The sequence below is a fragment of the Acidobacteriota bacterium genome (genome assembly GCA_035471785.1).
In the GTDB taxonomy this organism is placed as follows: Bacteria; Acidobacteriota; UBA6911; order RPQK01; family DATIPO01; genus JANQFM01.
The window spans coordinates 26,835-49,503 of the sequence record DATIPQ010000031.1 but is presented as its reverse complement, the minus strand read 5'-3'; the positions used below and the strand labels follow the sequence as shown (position 1 = coordinate 49,503).

Annotated in this window: 16 protein-coding genes; 11 read left to right on the top strand and 5 right to left on the bottom strand. The window is 63.5% G+C overall.

Annotated elements, in window-relative coordinates; all coding sequences use genetic code 11:
• Both VLU25_04965 and VLU25_04960 read left to right on the top strand, forming a co-directional pair.
• Window positions 1-212: hypothetical protein (locus tag VLU25_04965; protein HSR67271.1), on the top strand; the 212-nt coding region annotated here is incomplete at its 5' end.
• A gap of 177 nt (window positions 213-389) precedes the next feature.
• Window positions 390-875, top strand: a complete 486-nt coding sequence (locus VLU25_04960) for a hypothetical protein (GenBank protein HSR67270.1) — start codon at window positions 390-392, stop codon at window positions 873-875.
• A 454-nt stretch (window positions 876-1,329) separates the two neighbouring features.
• On the opposite strand, the gene VLU25_04955 is transcribed toward VLU25_04960, so the two are convergent.
• Both VLU25_04955 and VLU25_04950 read right to left on the bottom strand, forming a co-directional pair.
• Complete coding sequence (locus tag VLU25_04955; GenBank protein HSR67269.1) at window positions 1,330-1,674, bottom strand: hypothetical protein; 345 nt, start codon at window positions 1,672-1,674, stop codon at window positions 1,330-1,332.
• A gap of 10 nt (window positions 1,675-1,684) precedes the next feature.
• Window positions 1,685-3,538: a hypothetical protein gene (locus tag VLU25_04950; GenBank protein HSR67268.1), complete on the bottom strand. Its 1,854-nt coding sequence runs from the start codon at window positions 3,536-3,538 to the stop codon at window positions 1,685-1,687.
• 236 nt (window positions 3,539-3,774) lie between these two features.
• Between VLU25_04950 and uvrB the strand changes: the two genes are divergently transcribed.
• The 9 genes from uvrB (at window position 3,775) to VLU25_04905 (ending at window position 16,052) form a co-directional block, all read left to right on the top strand.
• Complete coding sequence (uvrB, locus tag VLU25_04945) at window positions 3,775-5,748, top strand: excinuclease ABC subunit UvrB (GenBank protein ID HSR67267.1); 1,974 nt, start codon at window positions 3,775-3,777, stop codon at window positions 5,746-5,748.
• Between the two features lie 48 nt (window positions 5,749-5,796).
• Window positions 5,797-7,083, top strand: a complete 1,287-nt coding sequence (gene aroA, locus VLU25_04940) for a 3-phosphoshikimate 1-carboxyvinyltransferase (GenBank protein HSR67266.1) — start codon at window positions 5,797-5,799, stop codon at window positions 7,081-7,083.
• Between the two features lie 11 nt (window positions 7,084-7,094).
• Window positions 7,095-7,610, top strand: a complete 516-nt coding sequence (locus VLU25_04935; protein HSR67265.1) for a shikimate kinase — start codon at window positions 7,095-7,097, stop codon at window positions 7,608-7,610.
• Between the two features lie 45 nt (window positions 7,611-7,655).
• A complete protein-coding gene (locus VLU25_04930; protein HSR67264.1) occupies window positions 7,656-9,080 on the top strand; it encodes a transglycosylase SLT domain-containing protein in 1,425 nt (474 codons plus the stop codon).
• Window positions 9,081-9,331: 251 nt separating this feature from the next.
• Window positions 9,332-10,588 carry an HlyD family efflux transporter periplasmic adaptor subunit gene (locus VLU25_04925; protein HSR67263.1) on the top strand — a complete coding sequence of 419 codons (1,257 nt, stop codon included), beginning with the start codon at window positions 9,332-9,334 and terminating at the stop codon, window positions 10,586-10,588.
• A gap of 18 nt (window positions 10,589-10,606) precedes the next feature.
• Complete coding sequence (locus VLU25_04920) at window positions 10,607-11,299, top strand: ABC transporter ATP-binding protein (protein HSR67262.1); 693 nt, start codon at window positions 10,607-10,609, stop codon at window positions 11,297-11,299.
• 253 nt (window positions 11,300-11,552) lie between these two features.
• Entirely contained in the window at window positions 11,553-13,193 is a 1,641-nt protein-coding gene (locus VLU25_04915) for a TolC family protein (protein HSR67261.1), read from the top strand.
• Window positions 13,194-13,290: 97 nt separating this feature from the next.
• The gene (locus tag VLU25_04910; GenBank protein HSR67260.1) at window positions 13,291-14,655 is read left to right on the top strand and encodes a sigma-54 dependent transcriptional regulator; all 1,365 of its coding nucleotides are present in this window, start codon (window positions 13,291-13,293) and stop codon (window positions 14,653-14,655) included.
• Window positions 14,652-16,052, top strand: a complete 1,401-nt coding sequence (locus VLU25_04905) for an ATP-binding protein (GenBank protein HSR67259.1) — start codon at window positions 14,652-14,654, stop codon at window positions 16,050-16,052. The genes VLU25_04910 and VLU25_04905 overlap by 4 nt, the downstream gene beginning before the upstream one ends.
• A 62-nt stretch (window positions 16,053-16,114) precedes the next feature.
• On the opposite strand, the gene VLU25_04900 is transcribed toward VLU25_04905, so the two are convergent.
• The 3 genes from VLU25_04900 to VLU25_04890 all read right to left on the bottom strand — a co-directional run bounded on the left by VLU25_04900 (window position 16,115) and on the right by VLU25_04890 (window position 22,667).
• Window positions 16,115-16,771 (bottom strand): hypothetical protein, encoded by a 657-nt coding sequence (locus tag VLU25_04900; GenBank protein HSR67258.1) that lies wholly within the window; start codon window positions 16,769-16,771, stop codon window positions 16,115-16,117.
• Between the two features lie 60 nt (window positions 16,772-16,831).
• Window positions 16,832-19,606, bottom strand: a complete 2,775-nt coding sequence (locus VLU25_04895; protein HSR67257.1) for a serine/threonine-protein kinase — start codon at window positions 19,604-19,606, stop codon at window positions 16,832-16,834.
• 370 nt (window positions 19,607-19,976) lie between these two features.
• Window positions 19,977-22,667 (bottom strand): ABC transporter permease, encoded by a 2,691-nt coding sequence (locus VLU25_04890; GenBank protein HSR67256.1) that lies wholly within the window; start codon window positions 22,665-22,667, stop codon window positions 19,977-19,979.
• Window positions 22,668-22,669 lie beyond the last annotated feature (2 nt).

The following is a 22,669-nucleotide window of genomic DNA, read 5'->3' as shown; positions in this document are numbered from 1 at the left end:
TTTACGCAGCGGTCTATCTGCAGCGAAGGCTCGGGATCTTAGACGAGCCACTTTGGCAGCCGTTTCAGACGGAATTGGAAACTCTCGTGAACCTGGAAGCGGCGAGGAAGTTCTGGGATAGGAAGAAGGACCAGAAGCAATACGATGCAGAGTTCGAGCGGCTGCTCGAAAAGCTGATAGTTCGTTCTCCTTCAGAAGAGAGCGACAAGTAGAAAGGAGCTGACAAATGCCTGGCGTTTTCAATACCATTGACCACGAGACTGAGGGTATCTCACGACAAGCATCCGAAGCCTTGATGCACGCCCTTTCGAAGGTGCTCCAAATGCTGGCGCATCTCGAAGCTAACAGAACTGACCAAGCAGAGGTCACTCGCGCTGAAGCAGTTAGAGATGTTGATCGCGCAGCACAGCTTCTTCACGATGTTGCTGACCGTGCCGGAACTTACCGGCTATCGATTCCAGGGCAAGGACATCCCGAAGACGAGGAACTACGGACTCTATACCAAACGATGGAGGCCTTCGGTTATCCACCACCGCTCAGGAACAGTGATTTGCCAAGAATCGGAGCGCAAGAGGCACGAGCCCTTCATGAACGGCTCGACCACGGCTCCCTGGGCGGATCAAACTACGACGTCTGGCAATCGACTCGTGACGTTCTCAGCCACGTACAGCGGATTCTTTCCATCGGCGTTGCGGCAGCAAGACTCTCAGCATTACATGGTCATCCATAAGAGCGCTGAGTCTAGATTGCTTCGCCAGTCACTGTTTTCAGTGCAGGAGTTGTCCCAACTAAAGGGCTTGACTGGCATCGAATTCCACAGCAGTCAGAAGGCGGAAGTGGTCCTGGTTGGTTGGACAGGTTGGCGGCTTGGCTAAGGTGGACTCCGGTGACTCCGGTGTTGCAATTACCGCCTCTAGGTTGGGTTTTGGAAGGGCCCTCGCCCTCTGTTTGGAAGGTGGTCGATCCTCTGTAATACTGGAAGCCAATTTTCTTCGTAGATCAAGGGGCCGATCTCATCAATACCTTGCGGAGAGTATGTGAGCGATACCCGCGAGCGCGACAAATCCTCCAGGTGCGCCCGTTCCTCCGGGCTCAAGTGCAAGGCTGCCTTTTTTCTCTGAAACGGCATGTCGTCCTCCTTATTCTGCCACAGGCAGATCAGGAGCGACGGCAGCCTGCACATCTGACCAAAACGAACCGTTATTTAAAAATCAATCGTGTAGTAATCGCGAGCAGCCTCATACCGCCGAGAGCAATCAGGCCTCCAGCGCGGTCGCTGAAACTTGATTGGTGTGTGAACTTGCTGGCCACCTAGTGGCCCTAGTGGCCCTAGTCCTCCGCGGGTTCTATCGATTCCACCCGGAAAGGGGTCCCCTGCATGTAGATGGTGACCGCTCCGGCATCGACCTGTCCCGCGGCCTTGACCAGGGCCCCTTCCCTGAACCAGGGCTGAGTGGGATAGTCCTGAAGGTTGAGCAGGAGAAAGTCGCCTTCCTCGGTCTTGAGCACCCATCCTCCCTCTTCCACGGTGGGAGCCAGGGTGCCTTCCAGTCGGCGGTCCTCTTGCCCCGGGTCCGACTGGCCGGCGCTCTGATCGGCCTCCTCATCATGGGGGGGCCCGCCGCAGGCCGCTGCCAGGGCCACGGCTGCCAAAAGTACAAAAAAGTGTCTCATGGCGGGCACTCTAGCGCGGAAGGCCTGGACGCACAAACGGCTTGAGTCGCACGGGCGGCACGTCTCCCGAGCGGCCTCCGGAGCGGCGCAGCGACAGCGGGGCCTCAAGAACCGTCAAATCGATCGTCAGCCCGCTCAGGACCTCTCCCGCCTCCACCTCGACCGACTCGATCTGGCCCTGGCCGTCAACCACCGCTCCGCACAAATCGCCCGTCTCGCAGATGATGCCGTTGTCGTCCAGATCGGTGCCGGCAATCAGGTCATAGGTGCCGTTGAAAACCAGCAGGCTGAAGTCGGCGCCGACCGGGGCGCTGAAAATGGTCAATTGAGTGACAGGATCGAGGGCGGCGATGGAAAGCGATTCGTCGAGCGCTCCGCCCGGAGCCTCTCCGTCGACCGTAAAGGAACCCTCGAGACGGGCACTGGGACGCTGAGGAGGCACAGCGGAAAGAGCCGTCAAAGATCCGCCGCTGAGAAACCCGAAAAGCTCGAAGGAGAATATGGGATGGTCTGACAGCACCCGGATGGAGCCTCCGGCCTGGTCGGCGAATCCGTCGATGATTTCGAAGAGCTGACGGGGAAGATGCTGGCCGGCCTGCAAGATGAAGTGAGCCTCTCCGGTGAGGAATCCGAAGAGGTCGTAAACGAACAGGTCGACATCGACGTCGACCGGGTTGGGATTGAGGAAGGTGATGCCGGTCAGGGCCCCCGGAATCCCCTGGGCGGGCAGTTCGGCCACCTGGGCCACCTGGGAATAGACGATATCCCTGACGGGAATGGTCTGTAGCTCAACCGAGGAGAGGAAGCTGCCGTCGGGAGCGCCGAAAGTGACGTCGCCCAGCAGGCCGGTGATGTCGGAGTCCACTCTCACCCAGCCCACGAAGTCCCCGACCAGCCCGAACATTTCCGCCGCGTCCTCTTTGAGGACTCCACCAGCCGGAAGCAGCCGCTCCACGGAAACCGGTTCCTGCTCTGGCGGAGCATCGCTGGTAGGCGTCGCCGTCAGGGTCAGGTTGGCCGGGGTGCCGGTGGGATTGATGACGGTCAGCGTGGAATCGAGGCTGCCGGTGGCGACCTGGGCTCCGAAGAGGGAGGAGCCGAAGGGGAAGGCCTCGCCCATGGAGTCGAAGGCGTTGCGTCCGGCGGTGGCCTGATTGTCGCCGAAAATCTCGAATCCCACCAGTCCTCCGCCCTCTGAAGCGGTGGCCGATATGTAGGCCTCCTCGGGGATGGGCTCGGTGAAAAGCTCGTCGAGTCCGATCACCAGTTGGCTGCCAAGGGCGGGAAGGGGCGGGAGGACTCTGCTGACGCTTTCCACCACGGACCCGTCGGCGGCTCTCAACTCGAAGGTCACCTCAAGATCGGATTCGTCGGAACCGAAGCCGACGACGCTGATCTGGGTGGCGGCTCCGCCTTGCTGGACGACCTCGGGGTAGACGATCTGTCGGCTCAACTGTCCTCCCACCAGCGCCTCGGCTCCGTCGATGCGGGAGGCGGGGGGATTGGAGGTGAGAAAAAAGCCCACCACCGAGATGTTGTCGGTGATGGCCAGTATCCAGCCCTGGCTGTCGGCCGCCACAGGGCCGAAGTATTCTTCCAGGTTGCGCGCCTCCTGGGCCCTGGCCGGGATGACGAGGTCGATGTCGTCGACCAGGTTCTCGCCCTGGTCATCCAAGTAAAAGACGCGAACCTCGGCCGACTGCTCAGAGGGATTGGCAAAGGCCAACCCGGTCACCTCGCCGGCGTTTTGGACAGCCCGCGGTACGATGAGAAACAGCGATTCGTCCTGAGCCAGCGCTGAGCCCGAAAAGCCCGTTGCCGCCAGGAAAAAAACCAAGAAAGTGACGAGAGAAGGACGTGCCATGTCTGAAACTCCGTTGCCAGCCGCTGGTCCCCCGCTATCGATGCAACTTACGCAGAAAAGGATGAGCTGTTTCAGCCAAGCCCCTTGCGCCGACTGCCCGACCCGACCGCCCCGCCTGACCGTCCCCTCGGCGGCGAAGGCTCTTTACGTATAATAACGTGGTGAGCAGCAGTGGAGAACTCTCTTATTCGGGAATCGCCTTCGGGAGGGCCTTGGGATACTCCGGGCGCTTCCATTTGGAATCCTCCTTTACCCCCTCTTCCGACCAGGCCCAAGCCATCGACTCCCTCTGTGGCGGAGTGGAGGATAAGGATAAGCACCAGGTGCTGCTGGGGGTGACCGGCTCGGGCAAGACCTTCACCATGGCCAAGGTGGTGGAGGAACTGAACCGTCCCACCCTGGTGCTGAGCCACAACAAGACCCTGGCCGCACAACTCTATCAGGAATTCAGGAAGTTCTTCCCTTCCAACGCCGTCGAGTACTTCGTCAGCTACTACGACTACTACCAGCCGGAAGCCTACATCGCCTCCACCGACACCTACATCGAGAAAGAGGCGCTCATCAACGACGACATCGAGCGCATGCGCCATTCGGCCACCCGCTCGCTCTTCGAACGGCGCGACACCATCATCGTGGCCAGCGTGAGCTGCATCTACGGACTGGGATCGCCCGAGGCTTATTACGGCATGCTGCTGATGCTCAAGCGGGGCGACCGCATCGACCGCCGCGAAATCCTCAAGAAACTGGTGGAGATTCAATACCAGCGCAACGACTACGACCTGGTGCGGGGGACCTTCCGGGTGCGGGGAGACGTCATCGAGATCATTCCCTCCTACGAGGACTACGGGGTCAGGGTGGAGCTGTTCGGCGACGAGATCGAGCGCATCGAGCAGTTCGACCCGCTCACCGGCGAACTGTTGCAGGAACACGAGCGCGTCCCCATCTATCCCAACTCCCACTACGTGATTCCCCGCCAGCGCTGGAACGCGGCGGTGCAGAGCATCAAGGACGAACTGGAGGAATTTCGCACCGGACTGGAGAAGGAAGGGCGCCTGATGGAAGCCCAGCGCATCCATCAGCGCACCATGTTCGACCTGGAGATGATCAAGACGGTGGGCTATTGCCGAGGAATCGAGAACTACTCGCGCCACCTGACGGGACGGGCGCCCGGAGAGCCCTCGCCTACCTTGATGGACTACTTGCCCGACGACGCCCTCTTTTTCATCGACGAGAGCCATGTCACCGTCCCCCAGGTGAGGGGGATGTACCACGGCGACCGCTCACGCAAGCTCAACCTGGTGGAATACGGCTTCCGCCTTCCTTCGGCTCTCGACAACCGTCCCCTCAACTTCGAGGAGTTCGAGGAGCGCCTTCCCCCGACCATCCACGTCTCGGCTACGCCGGGACCCTACGAGCTGGAGAAGACGGGCGGCGAAATCGTGGAACAGATCGTGCGTCCCACCGGACTGATGGACCCCAGCATCGACGTGCGTCCGGTGAAGGGGCAGATCGACGACCTGTTGGAGGAGATCAGGGTGCGCGAAGAGCGGGAAGAGCGCGTGCTGGTGACCACCCTGACCAAGCGCATGGCCGAAGAGTTGACCGAATACTACACCGAGGTGGGAGTGGCGGTGCGCTACCTGCACTCCGAGATCGACACCCTGGACCGGGTCAAGATCCTGCGCGACCTGCGCCTGGGACGCTTCGACGTGCTGGTGGGCGTCAACCTGCTGCGGGAGGGGCTGGATCTTCCCGAGGTTTCGCTGGTGGCCATTCTGGACGCCGACAAGGAAGGATACCTGCGCAGCGCCACCTCGCTGATCCAGACCTCGGGACGGGCGGCCCGCAACGTCAACGGAATGGTCATCATGTACGCCGACCGGGTCACCGACTCGATGGCCCAGTGCATGGAAGAGACCGAGAGGCGGCGCGAGATCCAGCAGGCCTACAACCGGAAGCACGGCATCACGCCGACCACCATCAGCAAGGCCGTGGACTCCGACCTGCTGGAAATGGCCATGGCCGACTACTACACTGTTCCCGACCTGGAGGAGGGACTGCCCGAAGTCGATTCGGTGCAGGAACTGGAAGAAAAGATCGCCGATCTGGAGAAGGAGATGAAAGAGGCCGCCATGGCCTTCGAATTCGAGAAAGCCGCCCAATTGCGCGATCGCATCAAAGAACTCAAATCGCTGGAGATCGAGGGCTGACGGCCGCAGGGGCAGGTTTGCCGCACTCCCACTGAGCACCATAAGTCTATGCGCATCCAACCCGCCAAAAGCCTGCAGGGGACGCCCCGCCTGCCCGGAGACAAGTCGATCTCGCACCGTTACGCCATTCTCTCGGCCATGGCCCGCGGAACCGCCAACCTCGACAACTACTCGGACGCCGACGACTGCGCGGCTTCCCTGGAGTGCATCGAAGCCTTGGGCGCCCGTGTCGATCAGCAGGGGCGCAGCGTCCGCATCGAGAGCGGCGGATGGGAGGATTGGCAAGCCCCCCAAGCTCCCTTGCAGGCCCGCAACAGCGGCACCTTGATGCGGCTCTTGACGGGGCCGCTGGCGGGGATGCCCTTCCCGTCCAGCCTGGAGGGCGACGAATCGCTCTCTCAGAGGCCCATGGAGCGCATCCTGCGTCCGCTGCGTCTGATGGGGGCGCGCATCGAGGGCCGTCCCGGAGGGCTGCCGCCGCTGCGCATCGAGGGAAGCGCGCTGCGGGGCGTGCGCTACAGTCCGCCGGTGGCCAGCGCCCAGGTCAAGAGCTGCGTCCTGCTGGCGGGATTGGTGGCGGACGGCTTCACCGAAGTGGTGGAGCAGACCTCGACGCGCGATCACACCGAACGCTGCCTGCCCGTTTTCGGGGCGGAATTCACATCCGAGCAGGGCGTGCTGCGGGTGCGGGGCGGACAGCCCCTGAGGGCAGTCGACTGCACCATCCCAGGCGACTTTTCGGCGGCCGTCTTCTTCATCGTGGCTGCCCTGGTCGTGCCCGGTTCCCGTCTGCGCATCCCCAATGTAGGCATCAACCCCTCGCGCAGCGGACTGCTGGAGCTGTTGCAGCAGTCCGGCCTGGAGATCGGCCGAAGCCGCCACCGCGAGCACAACGGAGAGCCGGTCTGCGACCTGGAACTCAGCTATCAGTCGGCCGCGCTGGAACGCTTCCCGCCTCTGCTCAGAGGACGCTGGATTCCCAACCTGATCGATGAGATTCCGGCCCTGGCCGTGCTGGGCACCCGTCTCAAGTCGGGTTTCACCGTGCGCGACGCCGAGGAACTGCGCAAAAAGGAGTGCGACCGCATTGCCGCCGTGGTCGGCAACCTGCAGGCCCTGGGGGTGGAATGCGAGGAGTTCCCGGACGGTTTTCACATCCCTCCCGGCCAGCCGCTTCAGGGCGGACGAGTGAAGAGCTACGGCGACCACCGCATCGCCATGGCCTTCGCCGTGGCCGGACTGATCGCCCGCCAAGCGGTGGAGATCGACGATCCCGCCTGCGCCGCCGTCTCTTTTCCCGAATTCTTCGATATCCTGCAAAGCCTGAGGGGTTGAAGGGCCATCCCATGAAAGAAGCGGGACATCTCTTCCTGGTGGGATTCATGGGCTGCGGCAAGTCCACCGTCGGCTCCCTGCTGGCCCGCCGCCTGGACCGTCCTTTCTACGATCTCGACCAGCGGATCGTAGAGGGCGCCGGACGCAGCATCGAGCAGATCTTCGAAGAGGACGGAGAAAAGGCCTTCCGGGCCCTGGAATCTCAGGCGCTCAAGGATGTGGCCGCCCACCCGCCCGCCGTGGTCGCCTTGGGGGGCGGCGCCTTCTGCCGGGCCTGCAACCGAAAGGTGGTGCAGTCGTCGGGTGTGAGCCTGTGGCTGCAGGTTCCTTTCCAGGAAATGCAACGCCGCATCGAGAAGGAGGGCGGGCGTCCGCTGGCCGGCGATGCCCGCCGCCTGCAGCGTCTCTACCGGAGCCGCCTGCCCCACTACCGTCAGGCCGACTTGTCGGTGCAGACCAGAGGTCTGACCCCTTCCCAGGTTGCTCGAGCCGTCCTCAAAGCTCTCGACCAGTTTGACGGCTGTTGAATTTCCTCTTCAAATGGCGGTCTCCATGACGTAAGATGGGCGTCTATGCGTTTTTTCTCGCCGCCGCTGGCCCTGATTTTCTCCCTGCTCCTTTCCACGGCTCCGCTGGCCGCCTATCAATCCCAAAGTCCCTTTTCCTTAAGCGAGATCGCCGACGACTTTCCGGCTCAGGGGTTCGAGACCGAGATCGCCTTCTGGACCCGCGTCTTTACCGAGTGGGACGAGAAGCACATCATCTTTCACGACATGCGCGACCTGGGCCTGATCTATCACGTCCAGGTCATGGAGAAGGGCATCCGGCACGACGACGATGAGAAAGAACGCCAGCGCGAAGTTCTCAAGGAAGCCCGCGAAGCCTGGGAGGACCGGCTGGCCGAGATCGGACGGTGGGGCACCGCCTCGCCCCGCCTGCAACCCGTTCACCTCGACCTCATCCGGCGAGTGCGGGAACGGGGAATGGAAATCACTCCCCGCACCTTCCGGGAACTGAGCGAGCAGGTGCGCTACCAGCGGGGCGTTCGCGACAAGTACCTGGAAGGACTCATCCGTTCGCGCCGCTACCTCGACCGCATCGAAGAAATCTTCCAGGACCACGGGCTGCCCAAGGTGCTGGCGCTGATGGGACACGTCGAGTCCTCGTTCGACTTCAATGCCTACTCCAAGGTGGGAGCGGTGGGAATCTGGCAGTTCATGCGCTCGACCGGACGCCGCTACCTGCGCATCAACCGCTACATCGACGAACGCCGCGATCCCATCAAAGCCACCCACGCCGCCGCCCGCTACATCAGCGAAAACCACGAGAAGCTGGGGAACTGGCCCTTCACCGTGACGGCCTACAACCACGGCCCCTACGGCATGCTGCGGGCCCTGAAGCGCCACGGCAACGACTTCAGGCAAACCGTGGATCACTACCAGTCGCGCACCTTCGGCTTCGCCAGCCGCAACTTCTACCCCTCGTTCCTGGCCGCCATCGAGGTCGACCGCAACTATCGCCGCTACTTCGGCGAAGTCGAATTCGATCCTCCCGCCGCTTTCGACACCATCCGGCTCGAGAACGGATACCACGTCAGCCACCTTGAAAAGCTCTCCGCTCTCGACCTGGAGCAACTCCAGTCCCTCAACCCTCATCTGACCCGCTACGTCTGGCAGCGCAGCCGGGTCCTGCCGGCGGGCGTGGAACTGCACCTTCCCGCGGGACAGGGAGAGAAAGTGGAGGCGGCTTTGGCCTCCTTCAAGCCGACTTCCAGTCCGGTGACGGTGGCCGCCGACGGTTCCATGCTCTATCGCGTCCGCAGCGGCAACACCCTGGGGTCCATCGCCCGCAGCTTCGGCACCTCGATCCGCAGCTTGATGCGCTGGAACGGGATCTCCAATCCGCACCGCATCTATGCGGGACAGTTGCTGGTGGTCTCCCCGCCCAGCCCGCTGGGAGAAGGCATCCGCTCCTCAACCTCGGGCCCTTCCAAATAGATCGCATGTGAGCGCTCTGGAGCATCAGCCGCAGCGTCTTGGCTGACCATTACCTCTTGCCGCGTTTGCCAATTGAAGTTTTCCACTTGCCGCAACTGTTCGATTTTGGGACAATCGTTGTCGCAGACGAACATGCCATGACAACCGGCGGGCAGGCATTTCCCTCTGCGTAACCGGCGTTGCGCGGGTCTTGTGGGGATTGCGCCGGTGTGGCATGCCACTTGCGTTCACATAGAGTGGAGGAATTTAGGATGGACATACCCCGCGGGAAAGGTCATAAGCGGAAGAAGACGATTCTCAGGATTCTCTACACCATTGTCGGATTGGCGGCGGTGGCGGGAATCACCTACTACCTGTCCCAGTTGGAACCGGCGGCGCCCAGCGTCGATCCGGCTACGCTGTGGACCGATAAAGTACGGCGCCAGGACCTTGTGGTGAAAGTCCGGGGTGCGGGCACGCTGGTGCCCGAAGAGGAACGCTTCATCCCCGCCATCGTCTCGGGACGCATCGAAGTCATCCACGTCAAGCCCGGCGTGGAACTGAGTCCGGCAACGGTTATCCTGGAATTGAGCAATCCCGAGCTGGAGCGCGACGAGGTTGACGCACGTCTCGGCTACGAAGTCCAGCAGGCCAACTTCCGCAACCTGGAAGTCCAGCTTCAACAGCAATTGCTGGCTCAGAAGGCCGCCGCCGCTCAGACTACGGCAGATTACGAAACTGCCCAAATGCAGGCCAACCTCAACCAAGAACTGTTGCAGGAGGGCTTGATCGACAACCTGACCTTCGAACTGAGCCGCATCCGGGCCAACAACCTCAAGGTCCGCAACGAACTGGAGCAGGAACGTCTGGACAACTTCGCCAAGACGGTAGTGGCTCAATTGGACGCCCAACGGGCCCAGGTGGCCACCGCCAAGGCGCTCTGGGACCTGCGTAAAGAGCAGCTCAAGTCGCTCAGCGTCCGGGCCGGCATCCGCGGCCAACTGCAAGAAGTGCCGGTCGAGGTGGGGCAGCAGGTCAGTCCGGGTGAAAACCTGGCCCGCATCGCCCAGCCCGAGAAGCTGATGGCCGAAGTGCGCATCGCGGAAACTCAGGCCAACGAAGTGGCCATTGGGCAGTACGCCGAAATCGACACCCGCAATGGAGTCATTCCCGGACACGTGGTCCGCATCGATCCAGCCGCCGCCCAGGGCGTGGTGCAGGTCGATGTGGCGCTGGACGGCCCTCTTCCTCAAGGGGCGCGTCCTCAGTTGAGCGTGGACGGCACCATCCAAATAGACAAGCTTGAAAACGTGCTGGTGATGGGACGCCCCGCTTACGGGCAGGCCGACCAGACCATCGGACTCTTTAAGATCAACGAACAGGAACGAACCGCGACCCGCGTCCAGGTGCAACTGGGTCGCAGCTCCGTCAACGAAATTGAAGTGAAAGCCGGATTGGCGGAAGGCGACGTAGTCATTCTTTCCGATACCTCGCAGCATGACGACTACGACAAAATCCGCCTCAACTAGCTAGGGAGAATCAACACCATGGCATTGATTGAACTCAAAGGCGTCAAGAAAGTTTTTTACACCGACGAGGTGGAGACCCATGCCTTGGCGGGCATCGAAATGGAAATCCAGGAAGGCGAGTACATCGCCGTCTCGGGACCTTCGGGATGCGGCAAGTCCACCCTGCTCTCCATTCTGGGACTGCTGGACACGCCCACCGAAGGCGAGTACCACCTCAATGCGCAGTCGGTGGCCAACCTGAGCCTGTCCGACCGGGCCAAGATCCGCAACAAGGAAATCGGCTTCATCTTTCAGAACTTCAATCTGATCGGCGACCTCAACGTTTACGAAAACGTCGAGCTGCCGCTGACCTACCGGCGCATGCCCGGCTCGGAACGCAAAGAGCGGGTGCAGTGGGCGCTCGACCGGGTCGGCATGTCGCACCGCATGAAGCACTATCCTTCGCAGCTCTCAGGCGGTCAGCAACAGCGCGTGGCCGTGGCCCGCGCCCTGGTAGGCAAGCCCTCTATCCTGCTGGCTGACGAGCCCACGGGTAACTTGGACTCCCGCAACGGCGAAGCGGTGATGGAGCTGCTGCAAGACCTGCACAACGACGGGGCCACCATCTGCATGGTGACTCACGATCCGCGCTACGCGGCTCACGCCGAACGCGAAGTCCATCTCTTCGACGGACAGATCGTTGAAGAAGGACACATCGAAGCCGCCGTTTGAAGGACGGATTCGAAGACAACGACATGGAGCGGCCCGGCAGGGCCGGCGGCCCCGGTCCCCGGTCAGAGCCGGGCCGCCTTTTTCGCGCCCGCCGACTTGCCCCCTCCCTGTTAAGATCTACCCTGCTTTGCCTGTCTTTAACGGCGAAAGGCCGAAGTGTCGAATGAGAGAACCTCAAAACTCTTTCTCCGGCTCGACCAGCCGGAGCCGATCCGGCGGGAACGCCGGGAACCCGTTTCATTGGAGTAGCAATATGAACACCAGCGCCAGAAAAATCCTGCCTCTTTTGACGGCGTTTCTGCTTCTGCTCAGCCCTCTGGCCGCTCAGGAAAGCGGTCAAGAGCAAGAGCAGCAGAGATCGCCCCTGGAAGTTTCACGCCAACTGCAGGCCGAGGAACTGGAAGTGCCTCCGCCTTACCGGGATAAAGTCGAGGCCGGCGGCCAGACCATTATGGAACTGACCCTGCAGGACGCCATCCGCCTGGCTCTTCTGCACAATCTCGACATCGCCATCGAAAACTTCAACGAAGAACTGACCCGCGAGCAAATCGTCTCTACCCGCGGCTTCTACGATCCGGCCCTGGAGTTCTCAGTGGGATGGCAAGACGCGGAGTCTCCCACCATTTCGGACCTGGAAGCCGGCGAGGGCGCGGAGGTCTTCGCCCAGAAGCAATTCAGCTACAGCGGCCGCCTGCTCCAGAATCTGCCCAGCGGGGCCGACTTTTCCGTCAGCTACTTCAGCAACCGAAGCGACTCCAACAGCGCCTTCCAGTTCGCCAATCCGGCCTACCGGGCTTCTTTTTCGGCCAACTTTCGGCAGCCCCTGTGGCGGGGATTCCGCGAAACTCAGACCCAGCGCCTGCTCAAGCTGCGCAACCTCGATCTGGAAATCAACGATCTGCAGTTCGAGGTGCAGGTGTCTTTAGTCATCCAGCAGGTGCAGGACCGCTATTGGGAACTGGTCTTCGCCATCAACAACTACGAGACCCGCCGCGAGGGGATGGCGCTGGCCATCACCCAGCACAAGAACAATCAGAAGCGGGTCAACATCGGGGTTTCAGCGCCCATCGAAATCACCTCCTCGCGCGCCGAGGTAGCCCTCCGCGAGCAGGAGATGATCAGCTCGGAGGTGCAGATCATCAACGCCCAGAACCGGCTCAAGCAGTTGATGTCCGACGACCCCAAAGCCTCCATCTGGTCGCTTAGCGTCTATCCCACCGATACGCCCCGGACGCCCGAGATCAAAATGACACTGAACGAGGCCGTCGACCTGGCGCTGCAGAACCGGCCTGAACTGAAGCAAGTCGAGAGCCGGCTCGAACAGGATGCCGTCGACCAGACCTTCTTCAAGAAAGAACTGAAACCCCAGGTCGACCTGCGGCTGAGCTATACGTCGAATGCCGCCGGAGGCGGCGAGGCCAGCGGCCTCGGCGACGTCTTTACCGACGCTTTCAGCTTCAACTTTCACACCTGGTCGGCCTTCGTCGACGTCCGCATTCCGCTGGGCAACCGCACCATGGAAGGCAATCTGGCCCAGGCCCGCATCCGCGAGCGCCAGAATCTAAGCCGCCTCAAGAACGCCCAGCAAGGCATCATCGTCGAAGTGCGCAATGCTTTCGAGGGCCTCAAGACCCAGGGCAAGCGGCTGGAATCGGCGCGTTTGGCCCGCGAACTCTCGGAAGAGCAGTTGCGCGGCGAAAACCGGCGCTTTCAAGCGGGATTCTCAACCAACTTCCAGGTGCTGCGCTTCCAGCGCGACCTGACCAGCGCCGAAGCCCAGGAACTGCGGGCCCTGATCGACTACGAACAGGCGGTGACGGCCCTCATGCGGGCTACCCACCAGATCATCGAGCAAAGCCAAGTCTCCCTGGCCCGCGGGCAGGATCAACCCTAAGAGGAACCGCCCAAGGCGCGAAGTAATCCCATTTCCGGACACTTTTCGCGCCTTTGGCGGGCACCGCCGCTCCCAGTTGGCCTAAAATGTCAATGGTATGCCCGAAAAGGATCGCCCACGGGTCCTGATCGCCGACGATCAGGCCGATGTCTTAGAAGCGCTTCGCCTACTCTTCAAGGGCGAGAAATATCAAGTTGACTCGGCTGACTCACCGGAGGCCATCCTCGACCAGGTCAAGAAGCAGGACTACGACTGCCTGCTGATGGACCTTAACTACGCCCGCGATACCACCTCGGGCCGCGAGGGCCTCGACTTGCTGCCTCAGATACAGGCTGTCGACGGCACCCTCCCGGTGGTGGTGATGACGGCCTGGGGAAGCATCGATATCGCCGTGGAAGCCATGCGCCGGGGCGCGCGCAACTTCATCGAAAAGCCCTGGGACAACCACCGCCTGCTGAGCATCATCCAGAACCAGATCGAACTGGGCCAGGCCCTGCGCCGCGAAGAGGTTCTGGAAGCCGAGAACAAGCTGCTGAGGGGCGAAAACAAGCCTCACTTCATCGCCGAGTCGTCGGCCATGAAGCCGGTGCTGCAGATCATCGAGCGGGTGGGACCGGCCGATGCCAACATTCTCATCACTGGGGAGAACGGCAGCGGCAAGGGCGTGGTGGCGCGGGTCATTCACGCCATCTCGGGACGCTCTTCCAAGCCCCTCAACACCGTCAACATGGGCGGCCTGTCCGAAGGCGTCTTCGAGAGCGAGATGTTCGGCCATGTCAAGGGAGCCTACACCGACGCCAAGAGTGATCGAGTGGGCCGCTTCGAGATGGCCGACAACGGCACGCTGTTCCTGGACGAGATCGCCAATATCCCTCTTCCTCAGCAGGCCAAGCTGCTGCGCGTGCTGGAAACCGGCGAGTTCGAGCGGGTCGGCTCCTCCAAGACCAAGAAGGTCGACGTCAGGGTCATCTCAGCCACCAACTCCGACCTGGACGAAGAAGTCGAGGAGGGCCGCTTCCGTCAGGACCTGCTCTTCCGCCTCAACACGGTGGAGATCGCGCTGCCTCCCCTGCGCGATCGGCGCGAGGACATTCCCCTGCTGGCCAGGTACTTCCTCAAGATCCACAACAAGCGCTACCGCAAGGAACTGGAAGGCTTCGAGGAAGGCGCCCTCAAGGCCCTCCTCGACTACGCCTGGCCGGGCAACATCCGCGAACTCGACCATGCCGTGGAACGGGCCACGCTGATGGCCCAGGGACGTCGCGTGCAGGCCGAGGACCTGGGCCTTCGCGGCGGACGCGAGGCGGCTCCCCGCCTGGAAGACCTGACCCTGGAGGACGCCGAAGAATACCTTATCAAGCGGGCCCTGGAGCGGGCCGAGGACAACGTCAGCCAGGCCGCCAAGGCGCTGGGCCTCAGCCGCAGCGCCCTCTATCGGCGCCTGGAGAGGATCCGAACGTGAGCGACTCCCCCCTCGACAACCGCATCGAGATCACCCCTCCCGACCTCTCCACTCAGCCGCCCGACCGGGGCCACCTGCTCAAGCACGAGACCCGTGTCATGCTGCTCTCCCTGCTGGGAGGACTGCCGGCCGTAGGGCTGGTCATGTACCTGATCTGGTGGGGCGACTACACCGCCAAAGTGCAGTGGACGGTCAGCGTGGTGCTGCTGGCGGCCTGGATCGGCTGCGCCGTGATGCTGCGGGAGCGGGTCGTCTTTCCATTGCAGACCGTCTCCAACATGCTGGCGGCGCTGCGCGAGGGCGACTATTCCATCCGCATCCGCCCGGGACGCTATGACGACGCGGTAGGCGCGGCGGCCATCGAGGTCAACGTGCTGGGCTCCACCCTCAAGCGCCAGCGGCTGGATATGGTGGACGCCACCAACCTGCTGCGGGCCGTCATGGCCGAGATCGACGTGGCCGTATTCGCCTTCGATCAGGAAAACCGTTTGCGCCTGGTCAACCGGGCCGGCGAACGCCTGCTGGCTCAGCCCCAGGATCGCATCCTGGGCCGCAGCGCCGCCCAATTGGGGCTGGCGAAAGCACTTAGCGGCAAGGCCGTGCGCACCCTCAACAAGACCTTCCCTGGCGGCATCGGACGCTGGGGGATGCGCCGTTCCAGCTTCAGGGAAGGCGGCTTGCCTCACACCCTGATCGTCATGACAGACCTCTCCCAGGCCCTGCGCGAAGAGGAGCGCCAGGCCTGGCAGCGGCTGGTGCGGGTGCTGGGACACGAGCTCAACAACTCGCTCACCCCCATCAAGTCCATGGCCGGATCGCTGAGCACCCTGCTGGCGCTGGAACCCCTGCCTGAAGACTGGCAGGACGACACCAAGCGCGGACTCTCCGTCATCAGCACGCGGGCCGACTCGCTCATCCGCTTCATGAGTTCCTACTCGCGCCTGGCCCGCCTTCCCCAGCCCGAACTGGCTCCCATGGACATGGCCACCCTGGCCCAGCGGGTGGCGGGGCTGGAAACCCGCGCCGAAGTCAGAGTGCTGGAAGGGCCCGACCTCACCATGGAAGCCGACGCCGCCCAACTCGAGCAGGTGCTCATCAACCTCATCAAGAACGCCGCCGAAGCGGCCGAGGGCCAAGGCAAGGTGGAGGTAGGATGGAAAATCGCCGGCGCCGTGCTGGAACTGTTCGTGCGCGACGAAGGACCGGGACTTTCCGACACCGCCAACCTCTTCGTGCCCTTCTACACCACCAAGAAGGGCGGCAGCGGAATCGGCCTGGTGCTGAGCCGCCAGATCGCCGAAGCCCACGGCGGCGCCCTCACCCTTGAAAACCGCCGCGACCGCACCGGCTGCATCGCCCGCTTGCGCCTTCCGCTCCCTGAAGAAGACGACGATTAAAGCCGCGCAGTTCGCGCAGTTCGCACTTCGAAAATCGCACTTCGAACTTACTTCGAACTTGTTTACGGCCGCAGGGGAAGGGTGTCTTCAAAGGTGGCGAAGGAGGCTCTGCGGCCGTAGTGCTCGAAGGCGTACTCGGCGATTTGGCGGGGCTGCTCGGGGAATCCCTGGGGAAGAGGCAAAGGGCCGCCCCAGTCGTAGATGTAGTGCTTGGCCAGGTAGTCGGCCTGACGCAGGGCCAGGGTTTCGTCCCCTCCGGCCATATCGAGGCAAGCCTGCAAACGGGTGGCTCTGACGCCCTCCTTGTCTTCTTCGGTGCTGAGGATGAAGACCGGCTCCCCCGACCAGTTGGCGATGAAACACCAGTCGTTGCCGACCTGATAGACGTCCCACTTGTCTTCCATCACCCGGGCCCGGTGGATGGGTCCCGTGGAGGCCTGGCGCGGCGGGAAGCTCAGATCGCAGTCGATGGAGACCGCCTCATGAGGCGTGCGCCCCTGAAAATCCGAAGACTGCGCCTGGCGCAAGCGCAAGAAGCGGGCCGCCACCGAAGGGTTGTCGGAGTTGGCGGGCACCGAACGCGTGTAGCTGCGGCAGTCGAGCATGCGCACGCCGTAGTCGTTGTTCTCGGCCGCCACCCAGCCCAGTCGATGAAAGGAGCCCTCGGCCCCAGAGTCTTTGGAATCGTCGGCTCCCCGACCGAAGAGACGCTTGAACATGTCAAGAATTCTGCCCCAAATGCGCACGTTGCGCAACTTTCAACCCTCAACTCTAACAACTCACAAGCCTCGTTCGGCAATCGTGAGTTGGCGCTTGGACCTTGGAAGTTGCGAAGCATAGGCGCAGTAGGTCGAGATGCCCAGGGTCAGCAGCAGGGTGGTTAGGGCCAGGCCGCCGTACCAAGCCGAGAATTCCAGGGTCATGGGGGCGCCGCTGAGCCAGTCCATGGCCACGAAAGCCGCCACGGTGGCCAGCAGTCCGAAGCGCAGCAGGGTGAAGAGGACGATCGAGACCTCGATGACGTTGAAGAAGAGATCGAGGGTCACGTCGCCGCCGGCCAGGCCCGGTCCCGCCAGCGTGTAAAGGGCGACGGTGGCCAGGGCGGCCAGCCATTGCTTCTTGAGGAAGTAGCGCAGCAGCAGGAAGACGAAGGTCCCCGTGATGGCCGAGAGGACCCCGTCCGGGAAGGCGGCCAGCCACACGCCCATGGTTTCGCGGATTCCGGCAAGGGAAGGAATCCCGTAAGCCAGTGGAGGAGGAGGAGTCGTCCCCAGCACCTGAGCCAGCAGCGGCTGGGAAGCGTTGGAAACGGTCACCACGGCCCCCATCAGGATCCCCAGCAACAAATCGCGGGCCACCAGGCGGTCGGAGAAACCGCGGCTGAGCATCTTGGTCCAGGAGATGAGTCCCTGAGACCAGTAGCGGCGGGCGAACGGCTCCAAGGCGATATAGACCAGCCACAGGGTGGCGGCATTGAAGAGGCGCGAAGCCAACCAATCCAGCAGCAGCCCCCACTGCAAGCTGAGGGTTCCAAGATAGTGAGTGGTGATGAACCAGCGCGCGATTTCGACCAGCAGAAAGACGGCTGCCAGACGGAAGGCGCTGCGGCGGTCGCCTTTGCCCTGGCGCAACTGGCGGCGGGCCATCCACAGGCCCAGACCCAGGATAAGGGGGGTGAGCACCAAACCCACGATGCTGACCAGCCGGTCGACGAAGCTGGGCGGTGGGGACCAGCCCTGCGGCCCAGGCGTCCAGGGCTGCATGACGCGGAAATAGGTTACCTTTCCTCCCAGCGCAGCCATTTGGACTTGCAGGGGTTTCCCCGCGGCCTCATCCGACGCTGCATCCTGTTGGTTGGCGGCAAGGGGACGCCAGGCCAGACGCTGATCGGCGAAGGAGGGAGGCGTGAAGTCCACCGGCGCCGGACGCCACTGCTCGGGATCCAGACCCGCCCGTTCAAAAAGCAGCCTCCACTGCGGCGGATAGTCTGTATCCGGCGAGGAGGTTTCGGCCTCCGCAGGTGACAAAGCGGCCTGGCCGCCGACAGCTTCCAACTGCAGCAGCCGTCCAGCCGTGTTGGTCAATAGCCGCAGCGAGCCGGATGCGGAGAGGGGCGGGTCCCCGTAGGTGGGCCTCAGGTTGCTGCGCTGGGGACGCATCGGACTCTCCGAGGAACGGTACCAGAAGATCAGCGAGGGATCGCCTTGCAGATCGCGCCAGCGCTCCTGGGCCCGCATGTTGGCGGCCCTCCAGCGCAGCGGACGCCGGTCGACGCCGAAGCCCCAGATGCGGTCGGCGCCATCTTGCTCGTAGCCCAGCTCGGCCGCCAGCTCCTGGGCGCGGTCAGCCAGAGCCTCCGGCGGACGCGGCAGGCCCACCTTCTCGGTCAGCCGCACCTGCTGGCTGATCACCGCCACCAGCACCAGCAGCAAGGCGATGCCCGCCACCGCGGCCCAGGCCTTCTGCGGAGTCAGCGCCTGCGATCCCCTCGAAGCCACCAGCATTTCCGGCGAAGGCGTTTCTCCGGCGGCCAGAGCGGCCTGCAGGGGGTCTCCTCCGGGAAGAGCCGCCGCCACCTCCAGGGCCGAAGCCGGACGCTGAGAGGGATCGGCGCTGAGGCAGCGCAGGATCACGCTTTCCACCGCCGGGTCGGCATCGCGGGCGTAGCGGGTGATGGAGACTTGCGAATCGCGGCTGCGCAGGCGCTTGAGCTCGTCCAGGGTCTTGGCGCTGTGAGTCTGGCGTCCGGTGAAGATCTCGTAGAGCGTCAGGCCCAGGGCGTAGATGTCGCTGCGCACGCTGACCTCTCCGCCCTGCAACTGCTCGGGAGCCATGTAGGCGGGAGTGCCTGCCACGTCTCCCGGACTGAGGGCGTCGGCCACGGCGGCCAGTCCGAAATCGGTAATGCGGGCGCGCCCTCGCCCGTCGATCATGATGTTGGCCGGCTTGAGGTCGCGGTGCAGCACCCCCTGCTCGTGAGCGGCCTCCAGTCCGGCGCAAAGCTGGCGGGCCAGTTGCACGGCCTTGTCGGAAGGCAGGCGTCCGATGCGGCGCAGCAGAGAGGAGAGGTCTTCGCCGTCGATGTATTCCATGGAGAGATAGTGCAATCCCTCCCAATCGCCGATGTCGTGCACCCGGCAAACGTTGGGATGGGTCACCTGACGGGCCAGCCGCACTTCGTCGTGAAAGCGGGCCAGGCGGCGCGGGTCCGCGGCCAGTTGGCGGGGAAGGAACTTGAGCGCCACCGGCTGGCCCAGTTTGATGTCGTCGGCCCGGTAAACCTCTCCCATGCCGCCCTTGCCCAGCATTCCCACGATGCGGTAGCGGCGGGCGAAAAGCGCTCCGGGGGAGAAAAGGGCGTCGGAGTGCACCTGGCTGGTCAATCCCGCCGCCGAGCTTGGAGGGGAGCGTGGGGTGGAGGAAGCGGCTGATGACGGGGGCGGTTCTCCCAACAGCGTAGCGTCCGCGTCCCCGGTCGGCAGGGCGGCCCCGCAGGCGGCGCAGAAACGCGCCTGCTGATCGACTTCCGCCCCGCAGTGAGGACAAGCGGCCATCTGCACATCCTACGGTATTCCAGCCCCAAATGGTTCCCTGTTCTGCTCTTAGACGCACCAAGGGGAGATTTGGATGGCTGGCACACCCGTGCGGGCTTTGCGATAACAGCCGGCCGCCTTCCTCGGCAAGCTGCAGCCTTTCCTCCATCGCCGCAAGGATGCTTTTCCCATCCGGTCAAGGACCATGGGTGCCGAACGAGGGGCTTCGGCTTCCGTTCACAGCGGAAATCAGGGTGCCGGGAGGCGCCTTTCACCCGGTCGAAGGCCATGGTGCATGCCGGGTGGGAGGCGCATCCTTGCGGCGATGGAGGCAGTGCTGCGAGACGGCTGGCCGGGAGAGGCTGGCCAGCCGTCTCGAGAAGAGTCCGGCTCAGGAGGCTCTCAGAGACCGGGCGGGATCGATGCGGGATGCCCGGCGGGCGGGAAGATAACAAGCCGCCAGGGCCACCACGGCCAGCAGGATGGGTATGACGGTCAGAGTGGCCGGGTCCTGGGGCCGGACGCCGAAAAGCTGGCCCGCCAACACTCCGCCGATAGCCAATGCCGCCGCGATGCCCGCCGCCAGGCCCAGCAGAACCGGCGCCATGCCCTGTCCGATGACCTGACGCAGGATGCGCGGCGTGTTAGCCCCCAGCGCCATGCGGACTCCGATCTCGGCCTGGCGGGAGGTCACCGAATGGGAGAGCACGCCGTAAATGCCGATAGCCGCCAAAAGCGCCGCCGTGAGCGCAAAAGAGGCCAGCAGCAAGGCGTTGAAGCGGGGACGGGAAACGGTACGCCGGATGACCGAGGTCATGGTGCCGATGACATCGACGGGTACGTCCTGGGCCAGAGACGCCACCGCCGCCCGCAGGTCGGCCGCCCCCACGCTGCTGCCCTGCTCGGGCAGGATGACGAGGCGGAAATAAGAGGGCGCCCGGTCGCTCTGCAGGAGAGGAAAATACCAGGTGGGCTCGACCTCGTTGTCGAGCCCGTAAAAGCGCACGTCATCAGCCACCCCGATGACCTCGATCTCGCTTTGGGAGCGGGGAAGCACCTTCCCCACCGGGTCCTCGCCAGGCCAGTAAATCTCGGCAAAGCGCTGATTCACGATCACCACCTCGCGGCTGTCGGCCCGATCATTCCATTGGAAGTCGCGTCCTCTCAGCCCGATGCCCATGGTCCTGAAGTAGCCGGGAGTGGCGGCCTGGGCGCTGACGGTGAGTTCGCCCACGTGCTCGGGCGTTTCCTCATCCCGCAGCAGCATCTTCGACCAGCCTCCCACCATGGGCAGCAACTGGGCGGCCGCAGCCGAACGCACGCCGGGATGGTCCTGCAGGCGCCGCACGATCTGTTCCATGAGTTGAAAGCGCCGGGCCGGCTCGGGGAAGCGGTAGGAGGGCAATGCGATGCCGGCGGCCAGGGCCGAGCGGGAGCGGAATCCGGGGTCGACGGAGGTCAATTGCCAAAAGCTGCGCAAGAGCAGTCCGGCGCCCACCAGCAGGGTGACGGCCACCGCCACCTGCACGGCGTTGAGCAGAGCGGGCAGCCGTCCGCTGCGTTGGGAGAGAAACTCCTGACGCGCGTTGGGTGAAAGCGAGCCGCTGGGCCGCGAGGCCTTCCAGGCCGGTATCAGCCCGGCCAACAAAGCCGAAAGCACTGTGAGTGCCAAAGTGAAGAGCAGCACCTGGAGGTTGAGGCCCACGTGTTCCATGTAGGGCAAGCGGGGACTGAAGGTTTTGAGCAGAGCCACCAGCAATAGGGCCAGGGCCACTCCCGCCGCGCTGCCGATCAGGGCCAGAACCAGGCTTTCGCTCAGGTACTGGCGCATCAGGGTCCAACGTCCGGCGCCCAGCGCCGCCCTCACCGTCGACTCGCGGCGGCGGCGGGCCGAGCGGGCCAGAAGAAGATTGGTCACGTTGGCGCAGGCGATGAGCAAGACCAGTCCTACGGCGGCCCACAGCACCAGCAGCGAATCGCGGGTCGAACCCACAACGTAGCTGCGCAGCTCCTGGGCCTGCAGCGTAAAGCCGAAGTCGCGTCCTTGCCTCTCCACCTCGGCGGCGTCGAAGGCCCGCAGCTCTTCGTCCAGCATGGCCAGGGAGGCGTCCGCCTGCAGACGTCCCATGGTGACGTAAAAGTTGGTGTGCTCACCCTGCCCCAACTGGCTCAGGTTGAAGCGCAGCGGCAAGACCAGCGCGGCCGGATGGGGCAATTCGAACTCGGGCCTGAGCACCCCCGCAATCGTATGCTCCCGCCCGTTGAGGCGGATGGTGCTGCCGACCGCCTGAGGAGAGGCGCCGAAGTGGCTGCGCCAAAAGGCGTCGGTGAGCAGCACTACCGCAGGTGCCTCGGGCTGAAAGTCGGACGGGGTCAAGGTGCGTCCGGCCTGGGGACGCAAGTCGAGCAGGGCGGTCATGTTGGAAAGAAGCCTGGCGGCCTGGACCTGGCGGGCCTCGCCCAGCCCCGTCAGATCGAGCTCGTCGGGCTGATAGCCGGAGACTGCCTGCAAGCTGCGCGTTCCTTCCATCAAGTGGGCCAGCCGAGGGCCGGCCACCGACATGGGGCCCAATCCACGCTCGAGATTGTAGGTCGAGACGACCACCATGCGCTCGGCTCCAGGATAGCCCAGAGGACGCAGCAGAAGCCCGTGGATGACGGAGAAGATGGCGGTGTTGGCCCCGATGCCCAGAGCCAGGGTGAGTATGGCGGCAGCGGCCAGGGCAGGCGCCTTGAGCAGCGACCGGGCGGCCAAGCGAAGCTCGTTGATCATCATGGGAAAACCTTTCATGGCGGCGGAGACGACCCGTCCGGGCCATCCCCGCGGGCGCCCCTGGCGGTGGGCGGCGCGGCGCCGCTCGATGCGGCGCACTTCCAAGGCATCTTTCCAGCAGCCGCGCAGGTAAGGCCAGACGCGGGGAGCGGAGGTTCGGGAGGGGCGCTTGCGCAGTCCGTGCCACAGTTCGCTCTCCCACTCTTCCCGCCAGACGCGCCGTTCGATGAGCGGCACCAGAGGCGCCACCAGGGCCAGGAAAGCCCGGCCTATTCGAAAGGCCAGCGGATGTGACGATGCCTTTTTCATTG